15 protein-coding genes, 1 other RNA gene and 1 pseudogene are annotated in these 18,827 nt (G+C 68.3%); 12 read left to right on the plus strand and 5 right to left on the minus strand.

Annotation, left to right across the window (positions count from 1 at the left end):
- Positions 1–50 precede the first annotated feature (50 nt).
- Both ASD65_RS02300 and ASD65_RS02305 read left to right on the plus strand, forming a co-directional pair.
- On the plus strand, positions 51–1,085 hold the full coding sequence (locus ASD65_RS02300) for a DUF2804 domain-containing protein (RefSeq protein WP_056217852.1): 1,035 nt from the start codon (positions 51–53) through the stop codon (positions 1,083–1,085).
- Positions 1,086–1,184: 99 nt separating this feature from the next.
- Entirely contained in the window at positions 1,185–2,267 is a 1,083-nt protein-coding gene (locus tag ASD65_RS02305) for a DNA glycosylase AlkZ-like family protein (RefSeq protein ID WP_056217856.1), read from the plus strand.
- 30 nt (positions 2,268–2,297) lie between these two features.
- Here ASD65_RS02305 and purU read toward each other — a convergent pair.
- From purU to ASD65_RS02320, 3 genes and pseudogenes are all read right to left on the minus strand, one after another.
- A pseudogene (gene purU, locus ASD65_RS02310) lies at positions 2,298–3,084 on the minus strand (formyltetrahydrofolate deformylase).
- A 281-nt stretch (positions 3,085–3,365) separates the two neighbouring features.
- Entirely contained in the window at positions 3,366–4,109 is a 744-nt protein-coding gene (locus ASD65_RS02315; protein WP_056217858.1) for a L,D-transpeptidase family protein, read from the minus strand.
- 82 nt (positions 4,110–4,191) lie between these two features.
- The gene (locus ASD65_RS02320) at positions 4,192–4,839 is read right to left on the minus strand and encodes a hypothetical protein (protein ID WP_056217862.1); all 648 of its coding nucleotides are present in this window, start codon (positions 4,837–4,839) and stop codon (positions 4,192–4,194) included.
- Positions 4,840–5,040: 201 nt separating this feature from the next.
- Between ASD65_RS02320 and ASD65_RS02325 the strand changes: the two genes are divergently transcribed.
- From ASD65_RS02325 to rnpB, 4 genes are all read left to right on the plus strand, one after another.
- Positions 5,041–5,772: a zinc ribbon domain-containing protein gene (locus tag ASD65_RS02325; protein ID WP_056217865.1), complete on the plus strand. Its 732-nt coding sequence runs from the start codon at positions 5,041–5,043 to the stop codon at positions 5,770–5,772.
- Positions 5,769–6,212 carry a reverse transcriptase-like protein gene (locus ASD65_RS02330; protein ID WP_056217868.1) on the plus strand — a complete coding sequence of 148 codons (444 nt, stop codon included), beginning with the start codon at positions 5,769–5,771 and terminating at the stop codon, positions 6,210–6,212. The genes ASD65_RS02325 and ASD65_RS02330 overlap by 4 nt, the downstream gene beginning before the upstream one ends.
- Positions 6,199–7,935 (plus strand): bifunctional 3'-5' exonuclease/DNA polymerase, encoded by a 1,737-nt coding sequence (locus tag ASD65_RS02335; RefSeq protein WP_235566585.1) that lies wholly within the window; start codon positions 6,199–6,201, stop codon positions 7,933–7,935. The genes ASD65_RS02330 and ASD65_RS02335 overlap by 14 nt, the downstream gene beginning before the upstream one ends.
- A gap of 35 nt (positions 7,936–7,970) precedes the next feature.
- Positions 7,971–8,340: RNase P RNA component class A (gene rnpB, locus ASD65_RS16320), an RNA gene on the plus strand.
- A gap of 131 nt (positions 8,341–8,471) precedes the next feature.
- Here rnpB and ppgK read toward each other — a convergent pair.
- Entirely contained in the window at positions 8,472–9,227 is a 756-nt protein-coding gene (ppgK, locus tag ASD65_RS02340) for a polyphosphate--glucose phosphotransferase (RefSeq protein WP_056217875.1), read from the minus strand.
- 110 nt (positions 9,228–9,337) lie between these two features.
- On the opposite strand from ppgK, the gene ASD65_RS02345 reads away from it, so the two are divergent.
- The 3 genes from ASD65_RS02345 to ASD65_RS02355 all read left to right on the plus strand — a co-directional run bounded on the left by ASD65_RS02345 (position 9,338) and on the right by ASD65_RS02355 (position 13,957).
- Entirely contained in the window at positions 9,338–9,523 is a 186-nt protein-coding gene (locus tag ASD65_RS02345) for a hypothetical protein (protein ID WP_056217880.1), read from the plus strand.
- Between the two features lie 75 nt (positions 9,524–9,598).
- Positions 9,599–10,936, plus strand: a complete 1,338-nt coding sequence (locus ASD65_RS02350; RefSeq protein ID WP_056217882.1) for a glutamine synthetase family protein — start codon at positions 9,599–9,601, stop codon at positions 10,934–10,936.
- A gap of 18 nt (positions 10,937–10,954) precedes the next feature.
- Positions 10,955–13,957 carry a bifunctional [glutamine synthetase] adenylyltransferase/[glutamine synthetase]-adenylyl-L-tyrosine phosphorylase gene (locus tag ASD65_RS02355; protein WP_056217885.1) on the plus strand — a complete coding sequence of 1,001 codons (3,003 nt, stop codon included), beginning with the start codon at positions 10,955–10,957 and terminating at the stop codon, positions 13,955–13,957.
- Between the two features lie 53 nt (positions 13,958–14,010).
- On the opposite strand, the gene ASD65_RS19275 is transcribed toward ASD65_RS02355, so the two are convergent.
- On the minus strand, positions 14,011–15,486 hold the full coding sequence (locus ASD65_RS19275) for a helix-turn-helix transcriptional regulator (protein ID WP_056217888.1): 1,476 nt from the start codon (positions 15,484–15,486) through the stop codon (positions 14,011–14,013).
- Positions 15,487–15,662: 176 nt separating this feature from the next.
- Between ASD65_RS19275 and ASD65_RS02365 the strand changes: the two genes are divergently transcribed.
- Genes ASD65_RS02365 through ASD65_RS02375 form a run of 3 tightly spaced genes read left to right on the plus strand, consistent with a single transcriptional unit; the run spans position 15,663 to position 18,811 of the window.
- Positions 15,663–16,604 carry a DUF1214 domain-containing protein gene (locus ASD65_RS02365; RefSeq protein ID WP_056217890.1) on the plus strand — a complete coding sequence of 314 codons (942 nt, stop codon included), beginning with the start codon at positions 15,663–15,665 and terminating at the stop codon, positions 16,602–16,604.
- A 33-nt stretch (positions 16,605–16,637) separates the two neighbouring features.
- On the plus strand, positions 16,638–17,441 hold the full coding sequence (locus ASD65_RS02370) for a tyrosine-protein phosphatase (RefSeq protein ID WP_056217892.1): 804 nt from the start codon (positions 16,638–16,640) through the stop codon (positions 17,439–17,441).
- A complete protein-coding gene (locus ASD65_RS02375; RefSeq protein WP_056217895.1) occupies positions 17,441–18,811 on the plus strand; it encodes a hypothetical protein in 1,371 nt (456 codons plus the stop codon). The genes ASD65_RS02370 and ASD65_RS02375 overlap by 1 nt, the downstream gene beginning before the upstream one ends.
- The last annotated feature ends 16 nt before the right edge of the window (positions 18,812–18,827 follow it).

Consider the following 18,827-nt stretch of genomic DNA (forward strand, 5'->3'; position numbering starts at 1 on the left):
TCACTCCGGTCACGACCGAACACCCACCATCGACCGAATGGAGAACAGCAGTGAGACTCCCCGTCAAGGAAGTCAGGCCAGGCGGCGAACGCATCACCGAACGCGAGATCACCGAGCCTGTCGATCTCTGCCTCGAGTCCGGACGATTGAACCCCGCGGGGGTGGGCTGGACGCGTACTCCGCTGCACCGCACGCAATTGCGCGGGTGGGGGCGCAACAAGCGGTTCGAATACTGGTCGATCGTGACACCTACGCTCATCTTCACGATGAACATCTCGCACCACGACTACCGGGCGAATGTGTCGGTCACGCACATCGATCGCTCGACCTACGAGGAGATCCGGCAGGGCGGCAACACATGGTTGCCGCGGCGCGGTGGTCTGAAGGACCGCCGGATCGGAGAGCCGATGGAGGCCTCGCGCAAAGGCGTCGTGGTGCGGATGACCCCCGCCGGGGCTGGAACCCTCCTGTACGCGCGATCGGCCCGCATCGATGTCGACGTACGGGTGCTGGCCGAGGAGGGCCACGAGTCGATGGGGGTTGTCGTGCCCTGGAATGACCGGCATTTCCAATACACGAAGAAGGACAACTGTCTGCGGGCCGAAGGCGTGATCGAGGTCGATGGCGTCACGCACGAGATCGATTCCGCCACCGCCTACGCCGTGCACGACCGTGGCCGTGGCCGTTGGCCGTACTTCACGTTCTGGAACTGGGGCGCCGGCAATGGCCGCACGACGAACGGCGAGGAGCTCGGGCTGCAGTTCGGTGGCAAGTGGACCGACGGCACACCTTCCACCGAGAACTGGGTGCGTGTCGACGGCAGACTCTCGAAGATCAGCGAGCACCTCGACTGGCGATACGACCGGAACGACTGGCTCGCTCCATGGACTCTGCGCGGGCCGGGCGTCGCGGTCGACTTCACACCGCAGCGTCATCTGAGGCACCTCTTCGACAGGTGGATCATCATGAGCCGCGGCGACACGTGCTTCGGTCATTTCTCCGGCATTATCGAGCTCGCTGACGGCGACGTCGTCGAGTTCAACGACGTGTTCGGTCATGTCGAGGAGGTCGAGCGGCGCTGGTGACCACCGCAATGGCCAGGATCGTCGTCGGCGATCGTGCCTCGCGAAGGCTCACGCGGCTTTCGCTGGTCGGTGTCGCGCGTCCCCACTAGCCTCGAACCCGTGACGCATCAGCTCACGCGCGATCAGGCGCGCCGCATCATCGTGCGGGCGCAGCTGCTCGATGCCCAGCGTCCCGGTGACGTGGTCGAGGTCGCCGAACAGCTCACCGCGATCAAGATCGATCCCACCGCGCCGATCGCGCCGTGCGAGCACACCATGCTGTGGTCGCGGATCGGGTGGTCGTACGAGGCGGGGCAGCTCATCAAGGCCGTGGAGATGGATCGGCTGCTGTTCGAGTTCGACGGTGCCTTTCGACCGACGAGTCTGCTGCCGTCGATGCTCCCCGGGATGCGGCGATGGCCGCAGCGCGACAGCAGCAGGCAATGGCTCGAGGCGAACGCGGGCTTCCGGGCGGACGTCATCGCCCGGCTGCGCGCCGAGGGCCCGCTGCTGGCTGCCCAGATCCCGGACACGGCACAGGTGAGCCGCGCCCCCGACGGGTGGTCGGGGTCCAACCAGGTGCCGCACATGCTCGAGTTCCTGCAGCGGCAGGGGGTCGTGGCGATCGCCCGGCGTGAGGGACGGCACCGGGTCTGGGACCTCGCGGACCGGGTCTATCCCTCCGATCTCCCCGAGCTCGACGACGACGAGGCTACGACGCAGCTTCACGAACGGAAGCTGCAGGCAGCGGGACTCGCCAAACAGGGGGACCGCTGGTGGAACCCGGTCGGCGCGACCGGCGAGCCGGCGGTCGTCGAGGGCAGCAGCTGGAAGTACCGCGTCGACCCGGAGGCGCTCGCGGCGCTGGACGAGGACGACGGCGGCCGCGTCGCTTTCCTGAATCCGTACGACAGTATGCTGGCCCATCGGTCGCGGCTGACGGAGATCTTCGACTTCACTTACGTCCTGGAGCAGTTCAAGCCGAAACCGCAGCGGCGCTACGGATTCTTCGCGCACCCGATCCTGATGGGCGACCGCTTCGTCGGCATGCTCGATGCCGAACTCGACAAGGCGCGGGAGGTGCTCCGCGTCAACGCGGTGCACGAGTTCCTCCCGTTCGACCCCGAGGAAGACGAGATGGTCCGAGCCGAGATCGTGGAGCTCGCGGACTGGCTCGGCGTCACACTCGCCGACGCGCGCTGACCCTCCACCCGCTCGGTCTCCGCAGCCGGGTCAGGGGAAGACGATGGTGTGGTTGCCGTGGCGGATGAACGTAGGCGCCGCGGGCTTGGAGGTCGGCGGCGGTCATGGAGTGGTCGACGCGGGCGACGTCCTGCTCGATGATCGGGCCTTCGTCCAGGTCTTTGGTCACGTAGTGGGAGGTGGCGCCGATGAGTTTCACGCCGCGGTCTTTGGCTTTGCGGTAGGGGGCGGCGCCGATGAAGGCGGGGAGGAAGGAGTGGTGGATGTTGATCACCGGGACGCCGACGCCCTCGAGGAAGTCTTCGGAGATGATCTGCATGTACCGGGCCAGGACGACGAAGTCGGTGTTGCCGGTGAGGAGTTCCAGGATCTTCGCTTCGGCGGCGGTCTTGTCGGGGCCTTGGGAGGGGACGTGGAAGAACGGGATCCCGAAGGAGCGGACGTCTTCGGCGACGTTGGTGTGGTTGCTGATGACCATCGGGATCGTGACGGGGAGTTCGCCGCGGCGGTGCCGCCAGAGCAGTTCGAGGAGGCAGTGGTCCGAGGTGGAGGCGAGGATCGCCATCCGCTTCGGCACCGACTGGTCCGTGAGCGTCCATTCCAACCCGAGCGCGGTGATGGTCGCGGTCAGGTCGGCTTCGATGTCGGGGAGTGCGGCGGTCAGGTCGGGGCGGTGGAACACGACGCGTTGGAAGAACGCGCCCCCGTTCGCGTCATCGGAGTACTGGTCCAACGACACGATGTTCCCGGAGTTGCGGGTGATCAGGGCGGTGACGGCCGCGACGATCCCGGGCTGATCCGGGCCATGCACGATCAGACACGCATGGGTTCCCGGAGTTGCGGGTGATCAGGGCGGTGACGGCCGCGACGATCCCGGGCTGATCCGGGCCATGCACGATCAGACACGCATGGTCACGCAGGGCCTCGGCGCTGTGGTTCATTCGGATTCACTCCCTGTGCTGTGCGGCAGCCGGAGGGGTCCGATGGACCGCCCCGCGATGGCATCGACTCGATCGCTGCCGGTCGTCCAGCCTAGAGGTGCGCGCCCGACTCCGCCGGAGTCGAGGCCGGCAGGGCGATCCGGGCGCGAGTGTCGACCTACTCGATCGTGATCGGTGTGCCGAGGGGCAGAAGATTCGCGAGGGTCGTGATGTCCTCGTTGTGCAGACGGATGCAGCCGTGGCTGGCCGATTGGCCGATGCTGCCGGAGTCGTCCGTACCGTGGATGCCGATCTGTCCGGGGCCGCCGCCGAAATCGTTCAAGACCTCGGAGAAGGCGGAGATCCCATACGCGAACGGGCCGTACCCGGTGTTGGTCGGTGCCAACAGCTCGGTCAGAAAGAACTGGCCGAGTGGCGTGGGGGTGTCTCCGGTGCCGATCGCGGCGGGAAAGGTCTGCACGACCACGTCGTCCTTGAGCAGAGTGACGGTGTGCGCAGCGGTGGAGACGAGGAGGCTGTAATTCAGTGTGCGCAGCTGCACGTCCGAGGTACGGATCCATCCGGTCGTGTTGTTGGGGCGCATGGGCAGTCGCACGCGCAGCCAGGCGCCCTTGCTCTCCTCGACGAAGAAGGTGAGCGGTGCGCCTGAAGGCAACGGATTGGTGAACTCGGAGATCACGGTGCCGTCGGGTGCGTCGTAGGCGATGACGGTGCCCACTGTGGCCTCTGCGACCTGCTTCGCGGGAGCGGCCACCGTGATCGGGGCAGGAGTCGTCGCCGTGACGGCGGGAGGTGTCGCCGATGGCGTGGGTGCCGCCTCGGGCGCGCTGCACGCGACAAGAGCGAGCAGAAGCGCTCCGGTGGCGAGGGCCGCACCGGCGGCGAGGAATGGTGAACGCATAAGAGTGATTTCCGGCCGGGACGTTCGTGTGGCCTGGTCGCTTCCGCGACCAGGCCACACGGTGTTCAGATGCGGGAGTCGATCAACCGGTGAAGGTCGCCGGCTTCTGGATCGGCGTCGGCACGACAGCGGGCACCGGCGTGGCGAACGTCCAGGTCACGCCATCCCACGTCAGGCTCGCCAGAACAGCGGTCTGGCCCGGGTCGACGAAGACTCCGAAGCCGAGCACCTCGATGCCGCTGTCGCCGAACGCGTCGAGGATGTCAGAGAACGGGACCGGCGTGTTGGCGGTGAGCCCCGCGACCGAGCGGCTGGAGATCCAGTCCGTCGATGTCGAGGGCGAGCCGGGCACGGCGGGGCGCAGCGTGGTGAAGTCGGTGTTGGCCTCGCCATTGAAGAAGACGGGCACCTGGAAGGTCATCGTGCCCGTGCCGGTGAAGGCCGCGCCGTCGATGAGTGCCTCGAAAGCGGCCCCGTCGACACCTTCGGTCGACTGGCCGTAGAGAAGCTGGTTCTGACCGGTGATGGTCATGCCGGTGGCGTCCTGCGTCAGCGGAGTCGCGCCGACGGGCAGACCGAGGAACCATTCGCCGGCCGGGTACGAGCCACCCTCGACGCCGATGTCGCCAACGGGAACTTCGATCGCCGATGCCGCGAGGCTCGCGCCCAGGACGGATCCGACTGCGAGTGCAAGTGTCGCGCCTACGGCTGCGAGCTTCGTGAACTTCATCTTTGAAATTACTCCCCACGTGTGGTTCGATGGCCACCCCAACGGGCCATCGTCGAACGCTCTCCATTAAGCGTTCTGGGCAACCTAACACGTGTTGGATACATCTGCGGGTCTGAATGGACACAGACGCATAACTTTGCTCTGTACACGGCGCATTCTCCGATCCCGTTCAGGTCGCGGTTCTGGCGTAGGTTTGATCACGTGAATGCCAGCCCTGCCGACCAGCGCCGACTGCTCGAAGTCGCCGAACTCGACGCCCGTATCCGACAGGCCGAACACGCGAGGAAGAACCCGCCGCAGGCGGCTCGCATCCAGGAGCTGGTGGGGCGCCGCAACGAGCTGTCGCACGAGCTGTCTGGCCGTCTCGGTGCGCGTGATGATCTCCGTGCCGAACTGGCCCGCATCGAATCCGACGTCGCCGTCGTGGATGCACGCAGCGCCCGCGATGCCGACCGCCTCGCGCACACGAGCAACTCCAAGGAGGCCCAGGGCCTCGAGAGCGAGATCGCGTCGCTCGCCCGCCGCAAGAGCGACCTCGAAGACGGCGAGCTCGAACTCATGGAACGTCTCGAGCAGGCCGATGCGTCGGTCGCTGCGCAGGAGGCTCTGATCTCGGAGACGAACGCCGAGGGCTCCACCCTCAGTGCCGAGGCCAAGCGGGTCATCGCCGAGGCCACCGCCGCCTTCGACGGTGCGACGCGCGACCGGGCTGCGATTGCGGACAAGATCGCTCCCGAACTCGTCGCCCTCTACGACCGCCTTGCGGCGCGCGGGGTCGGCGCCGGGCTGCTGACGCGCGGCACTTGCGGGGGCTGCAACATGGTGCTCTCCGGCACCGACATGCAGAAGATCCGGCAGTCGGCGGCTGACGCGGTCCTGAACTGCCCCGAGTGCGGCGGCATCCTCGTGCGTACCGAGGAGTCCGGGCTGTGACCCGCCGCCTCCTCGTCGAGGCGGATGGTGGGTCGCGCGGCAACCCGGGCATCGCTGCAGGCGGTGCTGTCGTGGTGGACCTGGAGACCGACGCGCTGCTGTGCGAAGTCGGGGTCTATATGGGCATCGCCAGCAACAACGTGGCCGAGTACAGCGGCATGATCGCGGGGCTGGAGGCGGCCTTCGATCGCGATGCCGAGGCATCCGTCCTCGTCCGGCTCGATTCGAAGCTGGTCGTCGAGCAGATGTCGGGGCGGTGGAAGATCAAGCACCCCGACATGCAGGTGCTGGCGCGCAAGGCGCAGGCGCTCATCGCGGGGCGGGACGTCACGTTCGAGTGGGTGCCCCGTCTGTCGAACAAGCGAGCGGATGCCGCGGCCAACGAGTCGATGGATCTGCGCGAGAGCTTCCGGCGAGATCTCGACGGTGGACGCGACTGACGCGGCGACCTGGATCGTCCTGGGCCGGGCGGGCGACCATGTCGTCACGATCGCGCTCGACGAGGATGCGCAGGAGATCGCGCGCGCCACGCTCGATCCGGCGGAACTGACCGACTGGGTCGCCGCACGCGAGACGTCCGCCGCACCTCGGTGGGCGTGGAGCGATGCGAACGCCTGGTATCCGCAGCTGCTCGACGCAGGAGTGCGCGTCGCACGCTGCCATGATCTGCGCCTGTGCCACGCGATCCTGCGGGATGCCGCATCCGTCCCGGAAGCCCCGACGCTGCGGGCAGCCACCGATTGGGACCACGCCTCGCTCGTCGATGCCGAACCCGCTGCGGTCCCGACGCTGTTCGATTTCGCCGACACCACCCGGCGCCACCCGGGCCCGCCGTTGGGTATCGATGAGGCGCTGAGCGAGTTCGAGCGCCAGCGCGCCGCGGTGGCCGCCTCGACGGATCCCGCGCGGCTCCGACTCCTCCTGGCGGCGGAATCCGCCGGCGCGCTCATCGGCGTCGAACTGCGTGCCGCCGGCCTGCCGTGGGATGCGGCGGCCCACAACGCGCTGCTCTCCGACACGCTCGGACCTCGCCCGGTTGCGGGGGCGACGCCTGCGCGCATGGAGGAGGTCGCCGCCGACGTCCGCCGCGCGCTGGGTGATCCAGCCGCGAGCCTCGACTCGCAGCAGAAGCTCCTGCGCTCCCTGCACCGGGTCGGGATCCTGGTCGAGTCAACCGGCAAGTGGGAACTGGCCGAGCAGCAGCATCCGGTCATCGAGCCGCTCCTCGAATACAAGCGGCTGGCCCGGCTGTACACGGCGAACGGATGGACGTGGCTGGATGAGTGGGTCCGCGACGGTCGGTTCCGACCCACGTATGTCCCGGCCGGTGTCGTCACCGGAAGGTGGGCGTCGTCCGGCGGGGGAGCGCTGCAGCTTCCGCGGCAGCTGCGGCAGGCCGTCCGGGCCGATCCGGGCTGGACGCTCGTGGTCGCCGACGTCGCCCAACTGGAGCCGCGGGTGCTGGCGGCGATGGCCAGCGATACCCGGCTCGCGGATGCCGCACGCGGCCGCGACCTGTATGCCGGTGTCGTCGACAGCGGTGCGGTCGGCACCCGCGCCGAGGCCAAGATCGCGTTGCTCGGGGCGATGTACGGCGCGACCACGGGGGACAGCGGGCGTCTGCTGCCGCGCCTGCGCAGCACGTTCCCGCGCGCGATGGCCCTGGTCGACGAGGCCGCCCGGATCGGCGACGACGGCGGGATCGTCTCGACCTGGCTCGGCCGCACCTCGCCGCCGCCCTCCGTCGAGTGGCGTGCGGTGCAGAGTCAGGCCAGCGACGTGGACGCATCAGGAGCTGATGAGGCCCGCGCCCGCCGCAGCGCGAAGGAGCGTGGCCGGTTCACGCGCAACTTCGTGGTCCAGGGGACCGCAGCGGAGTGGGCGCTCGCCTGGCTCGCCGATCTGCGCGGACGGCTCGCCGCGATGCCGCCCGTCGCGGAGTCCGCCGGCGCCCCGAGATCCGGTCCGGTGTTCGCGACCCGACCGCATCTGGCGCTGTTCCTGCACGACGAGGTCATCATCCACACGCCGCTGGCGCTGGCCGAGCAGGTGGCGGAGGCCGCACGGGAAGCCGCGGCATCCGCTTCTCGACTGCTGTTCGGCGGATTCCCGATCGACTTCCCCCTCGACCTGCGCATCGCCGAGACCGCCGACAAGGGCTGAACGCCCAGGACGCCCGGATAGACTCGAGGTGCGAATGGGTCGGCTGGACGGTCGCGTCGCGTGCGGTTCGCCGTATCGCGCCGAGGAACGTCCGGGCTCCGTAGAGCAGGGCGGTGGATAACACCCACCCGGAGTGATCCGCGAGACAGTGCCACAGAAAATAGACCGCCGCGGCTTCGGCCGCGGTAAGGGTGAAACGGCGGTGTAAGAGACCACCGGGGTCGCGGTGACGCGACTCGCTAGGTAAACCTCGCCCGGAGCAAGGCCAGACAGAGGATGTTGACGCGGCTCGCCGAGTCCTCGGGTAGGCCGCTAGAGCGGCACGGCAACGTGTCGCCGAGAGAGATGACCGTCCACGGGGCTTCGGCCCCCGGACAGAACCCGGCGTACAGGCCGGCCCATTCGCCCTCTTCGTATCGCGGCATCCGTCGCGACGGATGCCGCGAGACTGCAACGGGGCCTCGAGACTGCGGGTGATACCCACGGTCTCGAGGCCCCGTTGCAGTCTCGGCGTCAGGTGCCGGGCCTGGCCCGGATCAGCCCAGGGCGAGCGCGGCGGCGCCGATGATGCCGGCGTTGTTGCGGTGCACGGCCGGGACGATCGGCGTCTTGAGGTCCAGCAGCGGCAGGAACTCGTCGGCGTGCTTGGAGACGCCGCCGCCGACGATGAACAGGTCGGGGCTGAAGAGGAACTCGATGTGGCTGTAGTACCACTGCAGCCGGGCGCTCCACTCGGCCCACGACAGCTCGTCGCGCTCCATGGCGGAGTACGCGGCGTAGGCCTCGGCATCCTTCCCGTGCTTCGCGCGCTGGACGTGACCGAGTTCGGAGTTGGGGATCAGCACGCCGTTGTAGAGCAGTGCGGAGCCGATGCCCGTGCCGAGCGTCGTGAGGATCGTGAGGCCGTCCTTGCCGCGCGCGGCGCCGTAGCGCACCTCGGCGATGCCCGCGACGTCCGCGTCGTTCGCGAAGTGGATGTCGCGACCGAGGCCGTCCTCGAAGAATTTCTCCGCCTCGAAGTCGATCCATTTGGGGGAGACGTTCGCGGCGGACAGCGTCCGACCGCTCTTGACGATCGCGGGGAACGCGACACCGAGCGGGACGGACGGGTCTTCCACGCCGAGCTGGGCGAGCACCTTCACGACGGCGGCCAGGACGTCCGGCGGTTCTGCGCCCTGCGGCGTGGCGACTTTGATGCGGTCGCTGAGCAGCTTTCCTTCGTCGAGGTCGACGAGGCCGCCCTTGATTCCCGTGCCACCAATGTCAATACCGACCGCAGTCTTGGATGCCATGTACCCAGCCTATCCAGCCACGTCGAGTGGATAAGTATGATCGAGCCAACGGCCCATCGACGGCACGGGGAGCATCTCCTCGGGACCGCACCGACGCACAGGGAGTCAGCATGAGCGGCGACAATGAGAAGTACTGGTACAACTTCGCGACAGGCGCGGTGGAGCACGGATTCGAGTCGCCCGCCATCGATCGTGCCGGCCCGTTCGATACGGCCGAAGAGGCCGCGAAGGCGCCCGAGCTGCTGCGTGAGCGCTCCCGCGCGTGGGCGGAAGAAGAGGCCAAGGACGACCAGTAGGGCGTCGTCGTCCGTCACTGACAACGACGACCAGTAGTCTGGCCATCGGGCGTCAGTGGCACCAGAGGGGATTCGATGGACAAGCAGCGTGACTTCGTTCTTCGCACGATCGAGGAACGAGGAGTGAAGTTCGTTCGGCTCTGGTTCACGGATGTGATCGGCACTCTGAAATCGGTGGCGATCGCCCCGGCAGAGGTCGAGGGTGCATTCACCGAGGGCCTCGGGTTCGACGGCTCCGCGATCGAGGGTCTTTCGCGCTCGTACGAGTCGGATCTGCTCGCGCATCCCGACCCCACGACGTTCCAGATCCTCCCGTGGCGCGGCGAGATCGACCCCACGGCGCGGATGTTCTGCGACATCACGACGCCCGATGGGCAGCCCGCCGTGGCCGACCCGCGTCACGTGCTCAAGCGCACGCTGGCCAAGGCCGCCGATGCCGGGTTCACGTTCTACACGCATCCCGAGATCGAGTTCTACCTGCTGAAGTCCTCGCAGTACGGACCCGATGGTCCCGAGCCGGTGGACTCCGCGGGGTACTTCGACAACGTCCCCGGCGGCACGGCGCACGACTTCCGTCGCCGGTCGGTGCGGATGCTGGAAGACCTGGGCATCTCCGTCGAGTTCAGCCACCACGAGGGCGGCCCCGGTCAGAACGAGATCGACCTCCGCTACGCCGATGCGCTGGCCACGGCCGACAACATCATGACGTTCCGCACGGTGATCAAAGAGGTCGCGATCGAGCAGGGCGTCTACGCGACGTTCATGCCGAAGCCCCTCGGCGGCAAGCCGGGCAGCGGCATGCACACGCACATGTCGCTGTTCGAGGGCGACGTGAACGCGTTCTACCAGGAGGGCGCGCAGTACCAGCTATCCCAGGTCGGCCGCCAGTTCATCGCCGGCCTGCTGCGCCACGCGAACGAGATCTCGGCCGTCACGAACCAGTTCGTGAACTCGTACAAGCGCCTCTGGGGCGGTGACGAGGCGCCCAGCTTCATCTGCTGGGGTCACAACAACCGCTCGGCGCTGGTGCGCGTGCCGCTGTACAAGCCGAACAAGGGTCAGTCCTCGCGCGTCGAGTACCGTGCGCTCGATTCCGCCGCGAACCCGTACCTCGCGTACGCGCTCATGCTCGCGGCCGGCCTCAAGGGCATCGAAGAGGGCTATGAGCTGCCGCCCGAAGCCGAGGACAACGTCTGGTCGCTGACGGATGCCGAGCGTCGGGCATCGGGCTACGCGCCGCTGCCGGCGAGCCTGGACCACGCGCTGGAGTACATGCAGGAGTCCGAGCTGGTCGCCGAGACGCTGGGCGAGCAGGTCTTCAACTACGTGCTGCTGAACAAGCGCAAGGAATGGCAGGAGTACCGCTCGCAGGTGACGCCCTTCGAGCTGAAGAGCAACCTCGAGATGCTCTGACGGGCGGACATCGGCACGATGACCGCACGCTCCCGCTCCCATAGCCTGACCGAGCTCGCGCGCCGCGGCTTCAGCCGTCTGACCGAGGCCGACGAGCTGCTCACCGAGCTCGCCGGCCTGATCGGGATCGATCGCGCGCAGATGATCGCGGATGCCGCGACCGCGGCCGATCCGGATGGCGCGCTCGGCGCGCTCGTCCGTGTCGCCCGGCGCGATCCCGTCCCGCTGCAGCAGATCTACGGCGACGAGAGCGGTCGACGTGCCCTGTGGGCCATCCTCGGCGCCTCTCACGGCTTCGGAGACTTCTACCTGCGGCATCCGTCCGAGGTCACCGAGCTGATCGGCGCCGGCAGCGAGCTTCCGTCGGCGGACGAGCTGCAGGCGTCGATGCTCGACGCCGTCGGCGCGCACGACGGGTTCGCGTCCGACGGGGGAGAGACGGCGTGGGTCGCGCTGCGCGTGCGTTACCGACGGCTGCTGGCCCGTATCGCCGCCTACGATCTCCTCAGCCCCGTGCCGGTCGATGCCATGCCGGCGGTGGCCAGTCGGCTGGCGGATGCCGCCGGCGCCGCGCTCGAGGCATCCCTCTGCGTCGCCCGAACCCGGATCTCCGGCGGGGCAGCCGGTGTGGGACTGTTCCCGCGCGAGCAGGTCGCGGCGACGCGACTCGCGATCATCGGCATGGGCAAGACCGGTGCCCGCGAACTGAACTACGTCAGCGACGTCGACGTCATCTTCGTGGGCGGAGTGACGGATGCCGCAGCCGAGGAGCTCGCCGACAGCCGAGCGATCGACATCGCCACTCGGCTCGCCGTGCAGACGATGCGCGGCATCTCCGGGGTGGAGATCGAGCCGCCGCTGTGGGAGGTGGATGCGAACCTGCGCCCGGAGGGCAAGCAGGGCGCACTGGTGCGCACCCTCGACTCGCATCTGTCGTACTACGACCGGTGGGCGAAGGGCTGGGAGTTCCAGGCTCTGCTGAAGGCGCGCCCGATCGCCGGTGACGCGGAGCTGGGCGACGAGTACGTGCGGGCCGTGCAGCCGAAGGTCTGGACGAGCGCGGCGCGCGAGAACTTCGTCGACAACGTGCAGCGCATGCGCGAGCGCGTCACCGAGCACATCCCTGCCGTGGACGTGCCGTACCAGCTCAAGCTCGGTCCGGGCGGCATCCGCGACATCGAGTTCACCGTCCAGTTGCTGCAGCTCGTGCATGGCCTGTCGGACGACCTCATCCGCCAGCGCGGCACCCTGGAGGCCCTGGACGCCCTCGTGGCGGAGGGCTACATCGGACGGACGGATGCTTCGGCCTTCGCCCGCGACTACCGCGTGCTGCGCCTGCTCGAGCATCGCCTGCAGCTGCGCGGCCTGTCGCGGACGCACCTCATGCCGGCCAGGCCGGAGGATCAGCGCGTCCTGGCGCGCTCGTCCGGTCTCGCGGACACCGCCGAGGGGATCTGGGCGCTGTGGGAGTCGGTCAAGCGCGAGGTGCGCGACATCCACGTGCGGCTGTTCTACCGCCCGCTCCTCTCGGCGGTGGCCGCCCTCTCGACCGAGGAGCGCGCGCTCTCGACCGAGCAGGCGCACGACCGTCTCGCCGCGATCGGCTTCGCGGACCCGGCGGGCGCGCTGCGGCATATCGCCGCACTCACCACGGGACTCAGCCGCAAGGCCACGATCCAGCGTCACCTCATGCCCGTCATGATCCGCTGGTTCGCCGACGGCGCCGACCCCGACTACGGCCTGATCGCGTTCCGCCGCATCAGCGAGCGACTGGGGGACACCCCCTGGTTCCTGCGGATGCTGCGCGATTCGTCCGCGGCGGCGGAGAGCCTCACGAAGGTGCTCTCGGGCTCGCGCTATGTCGGCGAGCTGATGGAGTGGATCCCGGAGTCGGTCGCCTGGCTCGATGCCCCGGAGCTGCTGAAGCCGCGCACCGGCGTCGCGCTGCAGTCCGAAGCGCGCGCCATCCAGACCCGTCACGTCACCACCGACGTCGCGATGGCCTCTGTCCGGGCTCTGCGGCGCCGTGAGCTGCTGCGGACGGCGATGGCGGCCACACTGGGCGACCTCACGATCGAGGGCGTTGCAGAGGCGCTCACGACCATCACGGATGTCACGATCCAGGCCACGCTACGCGCCGTGCGGCGGGAGGTCGTTCCGCCGGAGGACGACGCACTCGATTTCTCCGTCATCGCGATGGGACGCTTCGGCGGCCGCGAGCTGGGTTTCGGCTCGGACGCCGACGTCATGTACGTGTACCAGGCGAACGGCGTCGAACCGCAGCGGGCGCACGAACTGGCGCTGCAGCTGGTGGCCGCGCTGCGGCGGCGGTCCGAGGATCATCGGCTGCCGCTGGACCTCGATGCCGACCTGCGTCCGGAAGGGCGCAACGGCCCGCTGGCACGGTCGCTGGAGGCGTACGCCGAGTACTACCGCCGCTGGTCGCTCACGTGGGAAGCCCAGGCGCTGCTGCGGGCCAGGGGAGTGGCGGGGAGCGTGAAGCTGCTCGGCAAGTTCATGGAGCTCGCAGACGAGGTGCGGTATCCGGCATCCGTCGAACCGCAGAGCATCCGCGAGATCAAGCGCATCAAGGCCCGTGTGGAGAACGAGCGCCTGCCGCAGGGGGTGGACCCGGCGCGGCACCTCAAGCTCGGCCCCGGGTCGCTGAGCGACGTCGAGTGGCTCGTGCAGGTGCTGCAGCTGCAGCACGCGCATCGACTCCACGGCTTGCGCACGACCTCGACGCTCGGCGCGCTGAAGGTCGCCGAGGAGGCCGGGCTGGTTCCGGAGAGCGCTGCATCCCGGCTGTCGGCCGCGTGGCTGCTGGCGAGCCGCCTGCGCTCCGCGAACACGCTGCTGTCCGGCCAGACCAGTGACGTGCTCCCGGTCGACCGCAAACGTCTGGACGGGATCGGCCGCCTGCTCGAGTACCCGCCCCGCTCGGCCACCCAGGTCGAGGAGGACTACCTCGGCACGACCCGTCGTGCCCGTCGCGTGTTCGAGAAGCTCTTCTACGGCTGAGATCTCCGACGGCGGCGGCAGGCACGACCCGCGGAGGTGGAGACCGGCGCGCCCTACCTCGTGTCCGCGGTGCGGATCGCGTCGCGTCGGGTGGTGACGCCGAGCTTCCTGTAGACGGCGCGGATGTGCGTTTTCACGGTGGGGTAGGCGATGCCCAGGTGCGCGGATATCTCTTCCGCGGTCATCGTGGTGCGCAGACAGGCCAGCACCTCCTTCTCCCTCCGGGTGAGGATCCCGGTCAGCCGACGTGTGTGCCGGCCGCGCCGTTCGAAGATGGTGTTGAGGAACTGGTGGTGTCGCGAACCCTGCCGGGCATGGGCGTCGAGAAGATCGCCGACCACCGTGTCGTCGGCCAGGAAGGGCGCAACGATCTGCTCGGCGGCTGCGGCTTCGAGCGCGCGGTCGAGCTGCTCGTGCGCGTGATGTCCATGGCCGGAGGCAGAGCGGAGGGCCGCCGAGGTGACGAGGGTGCTGACCAGGGCGTAGCGAGGCATCGCCGCCGAGGAAGCGAGTCGCAGTGCCTGAGCAGCGAGGACCGGCTCGTCCATGCGGCGGTAGAGCTCGGCGAGAAGCGCGTGCGCCACGGGTGCGCCCGCGCGGGTGAGCGCCGGAGCAGCCACGTCGAGGGCCCGCTCGTCCTGTCCTTCCGCGTGAGCGAGCCATGCGGATGTGACCCGCCGCAACGTGTCCCACGGGATGCCGTGCTTATCGGTCTTGCTCACCCCCTGGAGTAGTTCCCCCGCAGCGTAGTAGCGATCCTCGCGCCCCTCAGCGATGAGACTCATCACGAGGTACAGGCGGGCTAGGGCCTCGAAGTTCGTTCCGGGGCTGCCCTCGACGATGACCGGCTCGAGCTCTGAGATCGCGTGTCCGAAATCGCCTCGCCAGTAGGCGATGCTGCCCCGATTGCTCTGTGGCAGGCCGCCTTCGAAACGGTCCCAGTCGGAAGCAGACGGTGCCGAGGGCAGGGTGTCGAGGACCTGTTCGGCCTCGGTGAACATGCCCGCCTGGGTGAGGGCGAACCCCAGGTTGGACTGTGCGAGGCGAAATGTCTCGGCGCGGTCCTGCAGGCGTGCTTCCGCGGATGCGGAGCGGAGCAGGGCGATCGCGCCGGCAAGGTCGCGGCGAAGACGGACCTCTGCCCACCCGAGCAGGAACAGCGCGGACGGGTAATCGTCATCCGGGCCGCACTGAGTGAGGGCGTGCCGGGCGCGGTCGGCGATCGCCGTCTTGGTCGGGGTGTCGGCCGCGAGGAGCAGTTCGGTGAAGCACGCGACGAAATCGTCGGAGGCGACGCGCAGCCCTTGACCGCGAAGGAACGCAGCCCCATTGGCGTCGCCGGCGAGGTCGCGACAGCACGCCCGGATCAGCAGGATGTGGGGGTCGTGCGGATCGGGATAGGCGAGACAGAGCTGTTCGAGTTCGCTGGTGTGCGATTCCAGAATGAGGCGAAGCCAGTTCCTCCGCAGAACGATCCGACCATGCGCGGGCTCGCTGGTGGCGAGTTCCTGGCGCACAGCTTCGATCACTGCTCCACGATAGCGGGACCCGACTCGGCGGGGACCGACGCCTACCTCTCGGTCTCATCCTTCAAGGATGAGTCCGGATCCTCTGCCCGCCGTTCTTGGTGAGACTTGCAGGCGAGAGCGCTGTCCGCTTGACCGCTCCGGCAACGCGCTTCCCACCCACGATCGCGAGGAACCTCATGTCTGGCACGAAAGTCAGTGTTCTCAACTTTGCTCGCGCCGAATCAGATCTCATGTTCTCCCGACTGGCCCAGGGTGTCGGTCTCGGCCGATGGAATCACACCCGCGGACTGGCTCCGCTGGATGACCAGCCCATCATCCGCCAGAACCGCGACACGCTGTACAGCAGCGCGATCATCGACGTCCGCGAGGGCGTCGTGGTCACGCTGCCCGACACGGCCGGGCGGTACATCTCGGCGCTGATCGTCAACCAGAATCACTACGCCCCTCTCATCCTCCGCGAAGCCGGAGAACACATCCTCACTGTTGAAACGGTCGGCAGCGAGTACGCCGCGATTCTGGTGCGCATACTCGTCGACCCCAACAGCCCCGACGACGTCGCCGAGGTGAACCGGTTGCAGGACCGCCTGATCCTCGAGGGCGGGGGAACCGGGCCGTTCCCGCTGATCGAGTACGACGGTCCCTCCCAGACGGAGACCCGTGGCGCACTCCTCGTACTGGGGCGCGGTGTCTCCACCTACGATCACGCCTTCGGCACCTGCGCCGAGGTCGACGCCGTCATGCATCTGCTGGGCACCGCCGGCGGATGGGGTGGACTTCCCGAGTATGAGGCCACCTACATCAGCATCGATGAGGGCCTCCCTGTCGCTGACTATCGACTCCGCTTGGACGATGTCCCGGTGGACGCCTTCTGGTCGGTGTCGGTGTACAACGCGGCGGGCTACTTCGAGCCGAATGCGCTCGGTGTGAACAGCATCAACAGCCTCACCTGCACTCCGGAACCGGACGGCAGCGTCGTCGTGCGCTTCGGCGAACACGTCGGCGGCATCCCGAACGCTTTGCCCATCATGCCGGGCTGGAACTACACGCTCCGCCTATATCGGCCTCGTCCGTCCGTGCTCGACGGCACCTGGGTCGCGCCGCGCCCCGAACAGATCTAGGAACTCGACCGCTACCAACGGAGGAAGACCCCGATGACAACTGCCCTGGATCGACGCGTCCCGCTGGACAGCGCCCCCAACCTCCGCGACCTCGGCGGCCTCGAGACGGCCGATGGCGTTGTGCGCCCCGGTGAGGTGTACCGATCGGCAACGCTCGCCCGACTCGGCGGTGCCGATCTCGGGACGTTCGCGGACCTGCGTATCGCGACGGTTTATGACCTCCGCACGGCGGAGGAGCGCACCGCATCGCCCGATCACCTGCCCGCCGGCGTCCGCATCATGGGACTCGATGTGCTCGCCGACAGCGCGCAGGACGTGGCGGCGAGCGTCGGAGAACTGGTCACCGATCCCCGCGCACTCGCCGCGACGCTCGGCGAAGGGCGGGGCATCGCTCTCATGGTCGAGTCGTACCGGAGCATCGTGAGCCTCCCCTCGGCCCTCGCCGCCTACCGCGGCTTCTACCTCGACCTCGTCGACCCTCAGCGGGTCGGCAGTGCGCTCTTCCACTGCACGACAGGCAAGGACCGGACCGGATGGGCGGCGGCGTCCCTGCTTCTGCTGCTCGGCGTCGACGAGGCCGCTGTCCGAGACGACTATCTCCAGACCAACACCGATCTCCTCCCTGCACTCCTGCCGATCATCGACGCCGCCGCGGAGAAGGGGGTCGACACGAGTCTCCTCATGCCCGTGCTCGGGGTGCGGGGCGAATACCTGGACGCTGCCCTCGAGGAGGTGCGGGTCCGCTACGGCGACATCCTCGGGTACGCCCGAGATGGCCTCGGGTTGGAGGCCGCGCAGCTCACGGCTCTGCGCCAGCGCTTCGTCGGCGCCGCGTGATGCCGGAGAACCGGGAGACGGCATCGTCCCTGCGCGAGTCCGAATACCTCGCCGATGTGATTCGCGAACTCGAGGCGGAGAACGCCAAGCTGCGGGCGCGAGCCGGGCGTCGGCGAGGGTTCTCGTGGCGTGCGTTCGCTTCCGCGCTCTGCATCGTGGTCGCCGCGATCCTGGTCCCTGTGTCGGTCGTCAGCGCGTGGGCGCGTGCTGAATTGACCGACGAATCGAGCTTCGTCGCGACCTTCGCGCCCCTGGCGACTGATCCCACCGTGCAGGCCGCCGTCACGGATGCCGTGGTGATGCTCATCGACGACGAGGTCGACATCGATGCCACCACCAACGCGCTGTTCGACGGAGTCGAAGAGCTCGGGCTGGGCGATCGCGCTGTCGCAGCCCTCGACCTGCTGCGCGCTCCCGCAGCAGCCGGAATCCATACCCTCCTGCGCACCGGCGTCTCCACGTTCGTGTCGTCCGAGGCGTTCGCCGATGTATGGAGCGCGGCACTCCGCGAGAGCCACCGTGCGCTGATATCGGCGGTCACCCCCGCGACACCGACGAGCGCTCTGACGATCGACGGGAGCGGACACGTCAGCATCCGACTCGCCCCCATCATCGAGGCAGCCAAGGCGCACCTTCTGGAGAACGGCATCGAGCTCGCGGCGCAGATCCCGGTGGTCGATGCCACGTTCGTCATCGCACAGAGCGATGCGCTCGTCGCTGTAGGGACGGTCTACACCCTCGCGGTCACTGCCGGCGTCGTCGTACCGTTGCTGTGCATCGGCCTCTTCGGCGCAGGCATCCTCTTCGCTCGCCGTCGAGTTCATGGGGTCATCGGCACTGGAGTCGGACTGGCCGTCTCCTCCAGCATCCTGCTCGTCGGCCTCACCGTCGGCGCGGCCGCCCTCGTCTCCTTGGCCGTACAGATGAACATCTCGGGGGATGCGGCGGCAGCGGTGTACGAGCAGGTCATCGGCCGGATACGACACACCACCACGGGTGTGCTGATCGTCGGGGCACTCATCGCGACCCTCGCGATCCTCTCCAACAGCGGCACAGTCCGCGGGTGGATAGCAGCGTTGAACGAGCAGGTCCGGCAGCGCATCGGCCTGAACGGCATCGCGGATCAGCGCTGGCGCCATGTGCTTCGTGAGCAGCATGCGCTCATCACGCTGACGATCATCGTCCTGGCGGTGGCGACCGTGGTCATCTGGCCGATCGGACTGACCGGCATCCTGGTCACGCTCGCGACCGCCCTCATCGCCTGGTGGGCGTTGTCGGTGCTTGAGGGGCAGGAGGGCGCTTCGGCGCCGGCCCGCCCGCGCACCTTCGCACCGAGGGATGACGTGCCGGAACCCGCAGGTCTTCTCTGAGCAACCCTGGCCTTGA

This window comes from Microbacterium sp. Root61, from assembly GCF_001427525.1.
Classification (GTDB): Bacteria; Actinomycetota; Actinomycetes; order Actinomycetales; family Microbacteriaceae; genus Microbacterium.

What these genes read in the sequence shown, in the direction of transcription:
- ASD65_RS02315 (WP_056217858.1), bottom strand. Translation starts at nt 4,109, where the DNA reads ATGCGTTCACCATTCCTCGCCGCCGGTGCGGCCCTCGCCACCGGAGCG.
- ASD65_RS02320 (WP_056217862.1), bottom strand. Translation starts at nt 4,839, where the DNA reads ATGAAGTTCACGAAGCTCGCAGCCGTAGGCGCGACACTTGCACTCGCA.
- ppgK (WP_056217875.1), bottom strand. Translation starts at nt 9,227, where the DNA reads ATGGCATCCAAGACTGCGGTCGGTATTGACATTGGTGGCACGGGAATC.
- ASD65_RS02345 (WP_056217880.1), top strand. Translation starts at nt 9,338, where the DNA reads ATGAGCGGCGACAATGAGAAGTACTGGTACAACTTCGCGACAGGCGCG.
- ASD65_RS02350 (WP_056217882.1), top strand. Translation starts at nt 9,599, where the DNA reads ATGGACAAGCAGCGTGACTTCGTTCTTCGCACGATCGAGGAACGAGGA.
- ASD65_RS02355 (WP_056217885.1), top strand. Translation starts at nt 10,955, where the DNA reads ATGACCGCACGCTCCCGCTCCCATAGCCTGACCGAGCTCGCGCGCCGC.
- ASD65_RS02365 (WP_056217890.1), top strand. Translation starts at nt 15,663, where the DNA reads ATGTCTGGCACGAAAGTCAGTGTTCTCAACTTTGCTCGCGCCGAATCA.
- ASD65_RS02370 (WP_056217892.1), top strand. Translation starts at nt 16,638, where the DNA reads ATGACAACTGCCCTGGATCGACGCGTCCCGCTGGACAGCGCCCCCAAC.
- ASD65_RS02375 (WP_056217895.1), top strand. Translation starts at nt 17,441, where the DNA reads ATGCCGGAGAACCGGGAGACGGCATCGTCCCTGCGCGAGTCCGAATAC.